Origin of the sequence: Nostoc sp., assembly GCF_036917615.1 — a bacterium.
GTDB lineage: Bacteria > Cyanobacteriota > Cyanobacteriia > Cyanobacteriales > Nostocaceae > Nostoc.
In genome coordinates, this window is the sequence record NZ_JBALCZ010000057.1 from 88,136 (window position 1) to 100,730 (window position 12,595).

The window sequence follows — 12,595 nt, forward strand, 5'->3', positions numbered from 1 at the left end:
CAATCACCGCTACTATTAACATTCATGGGTAAATCATGATTTTCCGGGAACTACTGACAGTAGAGAAGTGTAGAGGGAAATTACCCATGAATCTATATCTACGTTTAATTGTGCTGAGGTGTTTATTGTGTCGATATTAACAAAACCAGTCCCCTGTTGTCTTCTAGCCTTTTTTAAGATGCTTTAATCTCTAGAATATAAGATTATGTAGAAATAGCGATCGCTCAAATAAATTCTTTATTTACTCTTTAAAGAGCCAGTGATTTCTCTGATAATCCATAAAGATAGCATAAATCTACTGGAATTTTCCTGATAGCAACAAAATGAAATTTTGGTTATACAGCGTATTGCAGGTAAATGAAGTATACGGGTCAATACAGTTCAGTTAAGCATTTTTTTCTTCTCTCTGTGTCGCGCCAGTTGCTACAAGTCGGGGAACCCGCCCAACGCACTGGCTTCTCTGCGCCTCTGCGGTTCGTTAAAAAAACTGACTTTGACAAAGAGTTTTAGCTTTAACTGAACCGTATTGGTACACGGGTAGGGGCACAACATGTTATGCCCCTACGATAATCTGTACCTCACCAAGTTGCAATCTGCTATAAATGCGAAATACAAGATCCCCGACTTCTCTAAGAAGTCAGGGATCTATCATCTAGCGGTACTAGCTACTTTTCTACAGCTTGTCGTAGGGCTAATTGCTGTTGTTTGGTATAGGGTACGTAATTACTGCTAGAGTTTGATACCCCGTTAGCTACAACCCCAATCAGATTTAACTTACTTAACATAGCTGTAGCTTGAGTCAGCTGACTTCGCGTCACAATACCAATGCTTGCCACCATAACCACGCTACGACAAGATGATGCGGTAAGCATGGCATCCACCAAACCAAGAACTGGGGGAGCATCTATGAGTACCAAATCATAGTTTTCCTCAAATGCTGCCATTAATTGGATCATCCGAGGGGAACTCAACAGATTCGCTGGGTCAGCAGGTTTGGGGCCAGCGGTCAAAATATCGATGTAAGCGGAGCCTGAGTATTGAAGACTAATCTGGTTGGGTAGAGTTGCATCACTAGCCAATAGAGTTGAAAGCCCCTGTTCATTAGGAAGATTCAGTTGTTGGTGCAGACTGGGATCGCGTAAGTTGGCATCAATCAGCAGTACCCTTTTGTGTAAACGGGCAGCACTCATTGCCAGACCCAACGCCAAAGCTGACTTACCCTCATCCGGCAAAGCCGAGGTGACCATCAAAGATTTCAAGTTAGTAACAGTATTTAAAAGCTCAATGTTTTTGTAAATCAAATCCAGCGATTCCCAACGCGGTGGAGATTGCAATACCTGAATTGTCCAGGGGGCGAGAACTTCTGGCTTACCAAAAGGCAACTTGATCATTGATTCTCTGGGTTTGGCTGGCGGTAACTTGGGAGTTGTTCCCAACAACGGCATGGCCATTTGCTTTTCTAACTCAGCAGTGGTATGAACTGCATCATCCGCCGATTCTCGAATAAAGGCAGCAATGCCTCCTAACATAAACCCAACCACAGCACCTAAGAGCAAATTCTGCTGGAGATTTGGGCCTAATTGTCCGCCTTTTTGGGGATCTTCTACCACTTCCCAATTAAATCCACCCTTGGAAAGTTCTTGCCGCAATTGCTGCTCTGCTCTTAAAAGCTGCTCTAACCTTTCACGACTAAATTGCAACTGTGGTAGCATCCGATTGTAATAAGCCAACAGAGGCGGGAAACGTTTGATTTCAAAACGCAGTTCGTTCTCTTTTTTAGCTAAAGTTTGATCGCGAGCAGTTAAAGCAACTAGATTTGTCTGCGTTTCCACTAGCTGACCAGCAAGGCTGAGATCAATTTCACCGAGCTGTCCTTTTTCGAGAAGAGAATCTCCAGAAGTGAATGCACTAGCAGACTTTCCACCTAAAGTTCTTCCTACCTCTTGTTGCAATAATTCCTTCTGACCCTGAAGCTGTTCTTTGAACTTTTGCACACTCGGAGTTTGATCTGTAAAGCGTAAGCGTTCTTGTGCTAATGCCAGTTCTGTTTTTTGGATTTCGTTTAGTAAGCTTTGGTAGCGAACAGACTGACTCAGGCGAGAAGCAACTAGAGCATTCTGGGGAGAACGGTTAAGTTGTTCTTCCAACGATTTTTGGCGTGCCAAAGCTTCCCCATACTGAGAACGAGTTGTCTGTCGCTCTTGGGCAATATTGTTCAAAGCTGTCTCAATCGCTTTAGCCTGTGACTCTGGATCAATTAAATTCTGGTTTCTGCGAAACCTTTGTAAATTTGCCTCAGCCGCGTTTACCTCTTCACTGGCTTTACTTAACTGTTCCCTGATAATTTGCAGACCTTTTTGTAAACGCGAATTCTGTTGTTCTTTGTTATATTCCAGATAAACTTGTCGAATTGCACCCAGAACTTTTTGTGTCTTCCCTGGATCTCCAGCAGTATATTCCACTTGAAATATTTTAGTAGCGACATTATCTTCTTTGCTCCTTAATTGAGTTAAAACCAAAGAAGCTTTAATCTCACTTGAAGTTATATCTGGATAATCAGACTGAAGTTTATCAACTGCTTTTTGGATAAGTCCCGAACTCTGCATCAAGTTAAGCTGGGTGGCAGTATCTATGACCACATTAGAGTCCGTAAACTGGTTGTCTACCCCAGCACCTTCTGTCTTACCTTGATAGTTAGGTTCTACTAGCAGTTGCATTGAACTTCTATAAGTAGGTTTTGTCTTAAAATTTACTATGGTTGCAATAGCAATACAACTAATAAATACTGCTAAAAACCAAGGAAATCTCCGGACAAATACGGCAAACAATTGTCCGTAACTTGGTTCATTTTCAGAAGCTGGAGCTATATGAGGATTTAGACTAGTTTGAACCACTTTTATTATCCTTGTCTTTAAGACTTACGCTAAGAGATACTCCGAAGAATACCTATTTTTTTAACCGCCAAGGAGGAGAGATAAAAATACATAGATAATCTTCTTGTGGAAAAAAATTAAGAAATCAAATGAATAATTGATGCATACCACAAGTTTGGTGAATAATTTGCTCAACTTTACCAAAGAATGCATTCTCTGAAAAGTTTGCTACTGCATGATTACGGATGCGATCGTAATCCCAAGCGATGCCATTGGCTTCTAGTAATGCAATTTGTAGAGATTCGGGTGTTTGTCTTTTGAAAAAGACTCCAGTTTCACCTGGGATTTGAGTATCTAATACTCCACCTGCTCCATAGGCGATGACTGGTGTGCCACTAGCATTAGCCTCTACTGGAACTAGTCCGTAGTCTTCTAGGGCTGCGACAATAATAGACTTGGCTTTGGAAAACAAGTCTTTACGGGTTCTATCACTTACGTGTCCCAAGAACACAATATTTTGTAATGCTTTGGATTTTAATCGTGCTAGTTCTGGCCCATCACCTGATATTAATAACCGCCACCCCAACCAATTAAAAGCTTCGACTATTATATCAAGTCGCTTATAACTGATCATCCGGGCGGAGGCCAGATAATATTCATCTTTTATATCTGAAAAAACAAATTTACTAGTATCAATTGGATAATTCACCATCATTGCCTTTTTGCCATAAATATTTTCAATACGGCGGGCAACAACACTAGAATTAGCAATGTAAAGGTCAGGTTCCTGTGCATATTTCAGGTCTACCTTTCTCATTACTTGAAATACTTGTTCAATTAAAGGAGCTAAATATCTATAGTCTCCATACTCTCTTAAATAAGTTGTTGTATCCCATAAGAAACGGGTGACATTATGGCAAAAGCAAATGTGGCGGGCATTGGGATTTTTTCGCACTGCTTTGGCAAAGCTGGTGCTACTGCTAATAATTAGGTCATAGGCTTGCAGATCCAAGGCACGAAAGGCAGGAAAATATAGAGGAGCCATCGACCTGAAATATTTTGCTGCACCAGGAATCTTTTGTAAGAAAGTCGTGTTGACTATGCGATCGCCTAGATCAATAGTTTTTTGGGGATCGTACAAAGATGTGAAAATATCTGCTTCAGGATAGCGCTTACAAAGCAGTTCAAACACACGCTCTGCCCCACCTCGCTGGGTTAAATAATCATGGACTAGAGCAATTTTCATGAATTTGACCTAAAGTTTCGATCAGGTTTTTTTCAACGCTCCCCAGCAAGTTACTATCAACAACTTTAGTGTTCAGCAGTATAACTTCTATCCTCTTCACGAAATTCTTCCTACAAATATGTTGGTAGGGGCCTCGGAGATTCCCCCAACCCCCCTTAAAAAGCTTTTTCTGATCTTTACCCCCTTAAAAAGGGGGTCGCCGCAGGCGGGGGGATCTTATCCGAAACGTATTAGGGGCGTACAGCTGTACGCCCCTACAGCCAATTTATTTGTTGCAAATATTTTTGGAACCGATATTACCCAACTGCTACCAAGATTTTTTCTGGAGCGAAATAAGTGTTTTGCTCAGTTCGTAGTTGGTCGCAAAGTCTGCCTTCAGGCAATTCTACATCCTCGTATGTGAGGACTTGATCCTTAGTAATATCTCGTTTCAGGCGACACCCTTCAGCTAAACCAATTGGTAGGAGATTTTGCTGTTGGACGATATCGGAATTTTCACATTGTCCGTAGGTCATGTAGTAGCCGATGCCATCTAAGGTTTCTCCTGCTTTCAGGTCAATTTTGGCGGTAGTGATCACATCTACTAGCGGGCCTGCGAGTGGAGACATAACGGCATCACCGAATAGGACAGCACGCGCTACGGACAGGGGAACTTCAAAATGACAGAGGTGATAAGGAGTATAGAAGCTGTAAAGAGGGCCTTCGCCTAATTTGTATAAGTTGAGATAGTGGCGTTGCTTGGGGTCATCGTGAGTGGCAAATACATATACGCCTGGGCCAGGTTTTGCTCCAACTACATAATCGACAATGCCGCCCAGTTCCTTGAGTTGTTCAACATCATATATCTGGGCCATTTCATCGACATAACCGTTGAAGTCATATCCTAGCATTCCTCGTTTGGCAACTTTCATGCCTGTGGCATTGGCAACGATCGCTTGCTCAAAGGAAATTTTGGTTCCGTCTGCGAAGCTAGCCACCATGTGGGGCTTTTGACCCCAACGTTTAGCAAATCCTTCCTGGGTGGTGGGATTGCGATAGGGGTCTTGGAGTCCTTTAATGTTACCGCACAATAACGGAGTTAAACCAATACTTTTCACAAATCGGTAGAGGTTCATTTGCACCCCTGGCTGATCGCCATCACAGGCGCTGAGGATGACGCCTGCTTTATCAGCATACACTTTTAGGATGGGGCCAATAGTGCCATCGAGTTCGGCATTCATCATAATCACATGTTTGCAATGGGCGATCGCTTCCATAACGATATGAGCGCCAAATTCCACTGCACCTGTGACTTCGATTAATGCATCGATGCCCTGGGCCCGACACAGTAACTTAGCGTCTTCTGTGACTGCATATTTACCGTTAGCGATCGCATCTTCTAACTCGCTGACAGTTGCAACAACTTGAATATCCTCAATTCCGGCTTCCGAATAAGCTTGTTTAGCTGCATCAATCTGACGATTGGAGATAGCAACTAACTCCATTCCTGGCACTGAATTGACAATTTGGTTGGCAATTCCTCGACCCATAAAACCAGCACCAATCATTCCCACTTTGATGGGATTGCCTGCTGCTGCACGGGCTTGTAAGGCGCGATCGATAATAATCATGAACTAAACTCCTTTATAGAACTGTTTATTGTGATACAAATTCTCTATAATCTTGTACTTAATAATTGGTGACAACTAAATATTAAGTACATTTTCATGGTGAATTAGGATTAGCTTGCACCAAACGACTATAAGTCACGGCTATACAGGCAAAACTCGCCTGCGCGGGTTAAAAACCCTTAATTCCCATCAGCCCGCGCAGGCGGACGAAAGTTTGTATAGCCGTGATTTCTAATCGCCAGGGCTAAGTGCTAACCAGTTGTTTGCTAGATGCTATCAAACAAGTCTGTTTTTTATGGCTGTGATTTTCAATAATTTGCTCCACAGCATTTCTGTAGGCTTGGGCAAACTTTTCTTTGGTATGATTTGCTCTTGCATATTCCCATGCCTTATGAGACATAAGCTTTAGGTCTTCTACAGGCAAATTGGAAATACTTCTAACTTTCGTCTTAATTTCTTCAAGGGAAAGATTCTCGAAAATCACACCAAAATCATGAACATCCACACCAGATTCGTAGCTTAAAATCGGAATTAATCCGGCTTGCAAGCTAGTTATTACTGCTCCTGCCTGTCCCTCAGAAACGGAAGGATAAACAAGTCCCAAACAATTCTTTGTAACCTTTAAAAAGTCAGGGCTGCTAACATCAATCCAACCATAGGTGTGAATGTTAGGTGTTTCATACAGTTCTTTATGGAAAGCTTGCTCAAATTCTTTGTCATTACTTATTGGGCCACAAACTGTTAAATGGTATTCCGGCATTTGGGCAAAGGCATCTAAAACTAAGTCTAATCCTTTGAGAACTAGAGCATTACCACCAAACCACAGAAAACGCTTTCTTACCGCTTCAAAGTCTTTCTCGTCGGGAGAGGGATAAATGAGTGACGAAGAAATGGGAATACGATACATTGGTTTGTTCGCATATTTGAATGTATCAACTGTGAAATTGTTGCCCAAGACGGTAGCGTAATCGGCATATTCAATTCCCAAGTTGGGCGTCTCAAATCGCTGTGGTCGTAAGGTAATTCCTCTACGTTGTTGGAGTTCTAGAAGTCTGTTGCATTCAGCTGCATTGCGAAACACCATATTAGCAATGTCAACGTGGAAAATCTTGATGCAATCTTTATTCAGTTTTGGTGCAAGTGCTTCTAAACGATGACGGATATCAATTAAAAATGCGTAGTCTTTTTGAGGAACGAATTTATTATTGTGGAATTGGATAACATCAACGTTATAACCCAGGTCTAAAAAAGTTTGGGCGATTAGTAGACATTCCCAGTTCCAACTCTGGTCATTGGGGATAGGCTGACCTGATTTTATTAGAAATGGTTCAATCCGATAAGAAAGAAGTACATTTCCTTTAGAAGGCTGTTTCGGCTTCAGTGAAACAACTTGTAAAGTCTTGGCGTAATTGATGCGTGCTTGGACTTTATTGGAGACAAAAGAAATAGTATTACCGACACGAGATAGAATTGTATTTGGCATTTATTTCTACCTAAATTAATTATTTTACCCTCATATAGAGGCGCAGAGAAAAAGCCTATAGTTATCTGGAAGCTGTACCGCCAACAGTCATCATTCTTAACAAAGGCCAACTTAAATCTTTCTCAGATATTTCAGTCACATCTAGAGGCCAATCAATATTAAAGAATGAGTCGTCATAGCGTAAACCTCTCTCATACCCTGGCGTGTAAAATTCACCCACTTGATATACGACCTCAGTCTCATCTGTGAGTGCTTGATAGCCATGAGCAAACATTTCTGGAACATACAAAGCGCGACGGTTTTCTGGGGTTAGTTCTACACCGATGTGTGATAAAAAGCTGGGAGATTCAGGACGCATATCAATAATTACGTCATAGATAGCACCTTTAGTACAACGAATTAATTTCGTTTCTGCTGCTGGAAGAACTTGATAGTGCATTCCCCGGATAGTGCCTTTTTTGTAGTTAAAAGACAAGTTACATTGGGCAACTGTTGGCTTTAATCCGTGTGCTTCAAATTCTTGAGCGCAGAAAGACCGAGCAAAAAAACCACGGTGGTCTGGTTTTTCTTCTAAGTCAATAATGAATGCGTCTTGAAGTGCGGTTTCGGTGAAAATCATATGATTCCTTAGAGATGAATGTTGAGTATAGAAGATACTTGATAACTGCTCAGTGTTGGCGCTAGAAAATAACAGTAATGAACGTGGATTTAATCACCTACAACTTCGTAGAGTGCGTTATGTCCCTAACACATCATTGCTGCTGCTTTCGGTGCGTTACGCTGTTGCTAACACACCCTACGAAAGGGTACTAAGTCGAAACTTTAACTGCATCTGATGAAGAACGTAACTCTGCTCTGGGATAAGTATCATCCCAGTATTGGGTGCAAAGGTCTGGTCGTTCGGGGGGGTTGGCGGTATAACAAAAGAATAGCGCTGACCGGTCTTCTGTGCGGACTGTGCCGTGATGCAAAGCATTTTTCGTATCTACAAGAATGACTGTACCTGCTGGGCCTGGGCAGGATTTCCAAGCTGATTTGGGGATGACTGGTTTTACTTGTTCATCATCGATACCCATATAACCTGACTTCCAAAGTTTGTAGTAAAGTCGAAAATAATTCCAACTAAATAAGGGAGTTAAAGAGCGAGGAATGTATTCAAAAGGCCCAGTTTTTTCTTCTACATCATTCAAGTAAATAAAGATTTTGATAATGCGGCGGTCTTCTGCATCACTATGCCATAGCAGCGTTCCAAACTGATGTTTATTATTGAAATCTTTGCGTAAATGTACACCGTGAAAAGCAATGGGAAGACCAATATAATTTTCGATGATATTGAGCAGCCTTTTCTCGATCCCCCAGGCATAAAATTCTGGTAAACCTGTAACTGTGGAAATTTGCGGCCACTTTTGTTCTAGATGGTCATTGTTTGCATTTTCCATATGAGACAATTGATTGTAAGCAGCGTTGAGCAGTTCTGAGCTAGAGTCTAACCCTAAATCTGCCAGGGTTGTGACACAAACGCCATCTTTTTTGAGAGTATTAAAGATGTGGCGATCGCGTTCTTCCAATGCTGGCAGATTTCTGCTATGCTTCCAACGAGCTACGTAGTATTCAAAGTCTGGAGACAGTGTAGCTATTTTGCGTTTAATTGCACTAAACATGACATTAATCCCTTCTAATTTTAATGTATATTTATCAGAATTTTAGTAGTTTATGGCTTATAACTTTGCACTTCTTGAGTAGATATTTCACTTGATTCTGCTAATCTGAACTCTTTAGAAACCATCACGTCAAAAGCACACAAGCTGACTAAAGCCAAAAATGGAACTACTGTTTTAATAGCGGACATAGGCCATCTTCTTAAAGCACCAAAAAAAACTTTCAAGTTAACTTCTTTGCCGTTCTGCAAAAGCATCCGCCTGCAAAACTGCTTAGAATATCCACTTTTCTCCAACTTTAAAATCACTTCGGGTATGTGTTTGTATTGCATTAACAGTGCAGACTTTGGTTCTTTCTGCCAATAACTCACACCAACAATACATTCTAAATAAGTCTCTTTAGTGACAATTACATTACCATTAGCAGCACAATATCCGGCTAAATATGCTAAAGATATCCAGTTATTTTCAGCATCTGGCCAACTTTGTAGAGCGCGTTTTACTAGGTCAGTACGGTAGACTGTAGCAGTCAGAAAAATAACTGCGCCAACACTTTTGGAGAAACAATGCTCAAATATAGCTTTCCCATCACCATCACCATTTTCACTATCTACATCAAACCAGCGATTACCAATAATTGTTGGTGGATGGACTGGTGAACCAGTTATTTGGTTACGGCCGGAAAAGTTAAGGAACAATAATGATAAATCTTCATATTGCTTGAGTTTGCTAATCACATAAGTAATGGCTCTATCTTGAATTGGATCATCATCACCAATTGTCCAAACATATTTTGTTGTTGAAGAATTTAGGCAATACATAATATTTTTGACTACGCCTAAATTCTGGAAATTTTTATTTGATTTAAATGTGATATTGCTAAGTGTTACTTGCCATTTTTGGATCACCTCCTGAGTATTATCTGTTGAACAATTATCAGAAACTAAAATTTCACAGTCATCTTCAAAACCTTTAATAGCTTGAGCCAGCCATGCTAACTGTTTATCAAGTAACTTAGCACGATTATAAGTGGGTATGGCAATAGTCAGTAATTTATGCATGGTAAGAAATAGTAGTTAAATTGGTATATGAATGCTTATCGCCAAGAACTAGTGTTAACAGTAACTTGGCAATTAATACACTAAATTACAGGCTAGTTCCTAGCTGCTTGGGTGGAAAAAGAATTGCCCAGGCTGATATGCTTAACAAACGCAGGTAAGGAATAAATATCTTTATTGTCAATAAAGGCCAACGTTTTAAAGCACCTAACAAGATTTTCAAGTCAGTTTTTTGTTGGAAATTCTGCCAAATCATTTCTTGACAAAATTTCTGAGGATATCCTACTTTTAGTAGTTTTATATAAACTTCAGGTATGTACGCATATCGCATTCTAAAATTCCATGTTGGATCAAGATCCAAAAGACTAGCGCCCATAGTACATTCTAAATAAGTGTCTTTAGTGATGATCACACTTCCATGAGCAGCGCAAAACGCAGTCCAATATGCTTGAGATGCCCAATTACTAGTAGCGGATGGCCACTTTTGTAAAGCTTGTTTTACTATATTTGTGCGATAAATTGCTGCTGATATAAAAAGTACACCACCAAAATTTTCATTCAGATAACCTTGAAATACAGCCTTACCATCAACTCTTATATCATCGTTATTACTATTCAACCAGCGTTCTACAACAAGTTGACCTGTTCGTTTTTGGCGACCGGAGAAGTTTAAAAACATTAGTGCTAAATCTGAATGTTTTTTTAGTGTTGTTAACACATAATCTAGAGTTCTGTCCTGAATTGGATCATCATCACCAATTGTCCAAACATATTTACTATTTGGGGTTTTCAAACAACAGGCAATATTACCCATTACGCCAATATTCTCGCTATTTCGGTTTGATGTAAATCTGACATTACTGAGAATTATCTGCCATTTTTTAATTATTTCTTGAGTATTATCTGTAGAGCAATTATCAGAAATAAAGATTTCGCAATCAGACTCAAACCCTTTAATAGCTTTAGCTAACCATGTAAGTTGTTGATCTAAAAGCTGGGCACGATTGAATGTAGGAATGGCGATAGTAAGCAATTTATTCATATTAAACTCAAACTTGTACTTAATAAGAATCATGACTCACAACAGCTTGTTAATTACTAAGCTGCTTTTTAGTCTATTTTTTTGTGTTTGGTGACAAAAACTTTATAGGAGATACGCCTTTTAATTAGTCTTTAAATATTGCTTTTTATCTAAACAATTAAATAATTAGTAACAAAAGGCATTTTTTACTTCTATTTAGTAATTACGAAGCTATTAAAAGCTTATCCGGAACAGAACATGGGTAAATTTTTACTTCAGGAATTGGCACTACAAACTGTCCACCCCACTCGCCAATAAATGCCATTTGTTCCATAATTTCCTCCTTGAGATTCCAAGGTAAAATTAGGACATAATCTGGTTGGGTTTGGCGGATTTTATCTGGTTCAAAGATGGGAATATGAGTTCCAGGTAGAAATAAATCCTGCTTGTAGGGATTGCAATCTACTGTATAATCGATAAAATCTTTACCAATCCCACAGTAATTGAGCAATGTATTGCCTTTAGCTGGTGCGCCATAACCAGCGATTGATTTACCTTCTGCTTTAGCCGTCAAAAGAAAATTTAATAGCTTGTGCTTTGTTTCTTTGACTTTTTCAGCAAATGTAATATAAGTCTCTATCCGATGCAGTCCAGCAGCAATTTCTTTTGCTTTCAGATGGCTAACTCGTTTACTAATGCTGGGATTATCAGCGTGGTCATGTTTGGCATAAATTCTTAGTGAACCACCATGAGTTGGTAATTCTTCCACATCAAAAAGTTGCAGGTTGTGTGCTGCAAAAATTTTTTCGATAGTCAGGAATGAGAAGTAAGAAAAATGCTCATGATAAATCGTATCAAACTGATTTTTTTGAATGAGTTGTAAAATGTGAGGAAACTCCATTGTCAAAATGCCATTGGGTTTGAGGATGAGTTTCATCCCAGCAATGAAATCGTTTAGATCCGGTACATGAGCTAAAACATTATTGCCTATCAAAAGGTCAGCCAGTTTTCCTTGGATTACGAGTTCTTTGGCAGTTTCAACTCCAAAAAACTTGTTGATACTAGGAATGCCTCTGTCTTCAGCAACCTTTGCTATATTTGCCGCTGGTTCTATTCCTAAAACTGGGATTCCTTTTTCTAAAAAATATTGTAGTAAGTAGCCGTCGTTACTAGCAATTTCAATAACTTGATTATCATGATTAAAGCCAAACCTTTCTAACATCATATCGGTGTAAGCTTTGGCATGTTTGAGCCAAGTTACTGAATAGGAAGAAAAGTAAGCATAGTCGCTAAAAATGTGATCTGGAGTTTCAAACTGTTCTAATTGAACTAAGAGAGTGTCTTCAGAGATATAAGCGTGGAGAGGATAAAATTTTTCGGCATTATTTAGCTGTTCTGCCCTAAGATAAGCATTGGCTAAAGGTGACATTCCTAAATCAATAAAGGTTTGATGCAGAGGTTGACCACTGAAACGACATTTTGCGATCGCCATAAATTTCAACTCACTGATTGCAAATAATTTGATAGGTGAAAAAAGTCTGAACCAAGTATTATTAATTTCGGAATAGTTGATGCTATTAATATGTAAATTTTGATTTAATTGCTTCGTAATTTCCACTTGATTAATATGGAAAGTTCAAATAGTT

General features: G+C 39.7%; 9 protein-coding genes. All 9 read right to left on the bottom strand.

All coding sequences use genetic code 11. The features are described 5' to 3' along the window. Positions 1 to 665: 665 nt before the first annotated feature. On the bottom strand, positions 666 to 2,894 hold the full coding sequence (locus tag V7K85_RS19145; protein WP_334815514.1) for a GumC family protein: 2,229 nt from the start codon (positions 2,892 to 2,894) through the stop codon (positions 666 to 668). Positions 2,895 to 3,018: 124 nt separating this feature from the next. Further along, positions 3,019 to 4,119, bottom strand: coding sequence for a glycosyltransferase (locus V7K85_RS19150; protein WP_334815516.1), 1,101 nt, complete (start codon positions 4,117 to 4,119; stop codon positions 3,019 to 3,021). Between the two features lie 296 nt (positions 4,120 to 4,415). Continuing rightward, the gene (locus V7K85_RS19155; protein ID WP_334815517.1) at positions 4,416 to 5,729 is read right to left on the bottom strand and encodes an NAD(P)H-dependent oxidoreductase; all 1,314 of its coding nucleotides are present in this window, start codon (positions 5,727 to 5,729) and stop codon (positions 4,416 to 4,418) included. 244 nt (positions 5,730 to 5,973) lie between these two features. Next, the gene (locus V7K85_RS19160) at positions 5,974 to 7,212 is read right to left on the bottom strand and encodes a glycosyltransferase (protein ID WP_334815519.1); all 1,239 of its coding nucleotides are present in this window, start codon (positions 7,210 to 7,212) and stop codon (positions 5,974 to 5,976) included. Between the two features lie 61 nt (positions 7,213 to 7,273). After that, a complete protein-coding gene (gene rfbC, locus V7K85_RS19165; RefSeq protein WP_334815521.1) occupies positions 7,274 to 7,831 on the bottom strand; it encodes a dTDP-4-dehydrorhamnose 3,5-epimerase in 558 nt (185 codons plus the stop codon). Between the two features lie 190 nt (positions 7,832 to 8,021). Then, on the bottom strand, positions 8,022 to 8,873 hold the full coding sequence (locus V7K85_RS19170) for a phytanoyl-CoA dioxygenase (RefSeq protein ID WP_334815523.1): 852 nt from the start codon (positions 8,871 to 8,873) through the stop codon (positions 8,022 to 8,024). 50 nt (positions 8,874 to 8,923) lie between these two features. Further along, positions 8,924 to 9,931, bottom strand: coding sequence for a glycosyltransferase family 2 protein (locus V7K85_RS19175; protein WP_334815525.1), 1,008 nt, complete (start codon positions 9,929 to 9,931; stop codon positions 8,924 to 8,926). Positions 9,932 to 10,016: 85 nt separating this feature from the next. Continuing rightward, complete coding sequence (locus V7K85_RS19180; protein ID WP_334815527.1) at positions 10,017 to 10,970, bottom strand: glycosyltransferase family 2 protein; 954 nt, start codon at positions 10,968 to 10,970, stop codon at positions 10,017 to 10,019. 202 nt (positions 10,971 to 11,172) lie between these two features. After that, the gene (locus V7K85_RS19185) at positions 11,173 to 12,441 is read right to left on the bottom strand and encodes a class I SAM-dependent methyltransferase (RefSeq protein WP_334815529.1); all 1,269 of its coding nucleotides are present in this window, start codon (positions 12,439 to 12,441) and stop codon (positions 11,173 to 11,175) included. Between the last annotated feature and the right edge of the window lie 154 nt (positions 12,442 to 12,595).

Bases quoted from the DNA above. Each gene is read 5' to 3' on its own strand.
- V7K85_RS19150 (WP_334815516.1), bottom strand. From the start codon at position 4,119: ATGAAAATTGCTCTAGTCCATGATTATTTAACCCAGCGAGGTGGGGCA.
- V7K85_RS19155 (WP_334815517.1), bottom strand. From the start codon at position 5,729: ATGATTATTATCGATCGCGCCTTACAAGCCCGTGCAGCAGCAGGCAAT.
- V7K85_RS19160 (WP_334815519.1), bottom strand. From the start codon at position 7,212: ATGCCAAATACAATTCTATCTCGTGTCGGTAATACTATTTCTTTTGTC.
- rfbC (WP_334815521.1), bottom strand. From the start codon at position 7,831: ATGATTTTCACCGAAACCGCACTTCAAGACGCATTCATTATTGACTTA.
- V7K85_RS19170 (WP_334815523.1), bottom strand. From the start codon at position 8,873: ATGTTTAGTGCAATTAAACGCAAAATAGCTACACTGTCTCCAGACTTT.
- V7K85_RS19175 (WP_334815525.1), bottom strand. From the start codon at position 9,931: ATGCATAAATTACTGACTATTGCCATACCCACTTATAATCGTGCTAAG.
- V7K85_RS19180 (WP_334815527.1), bottom strand. From the start codon at position 10,970: ATGAATAAATTGCTTACTATCGCCATTCCTACATTCAATCGTGCCCAG.
- V7K85_RS19185 (WP_334815529.1), bottom strand. From the start codon at position 12,441: ATGGCGATCGCAAAATGTCGTTTCAGTGGTCAACCTCTGCATCAAACC.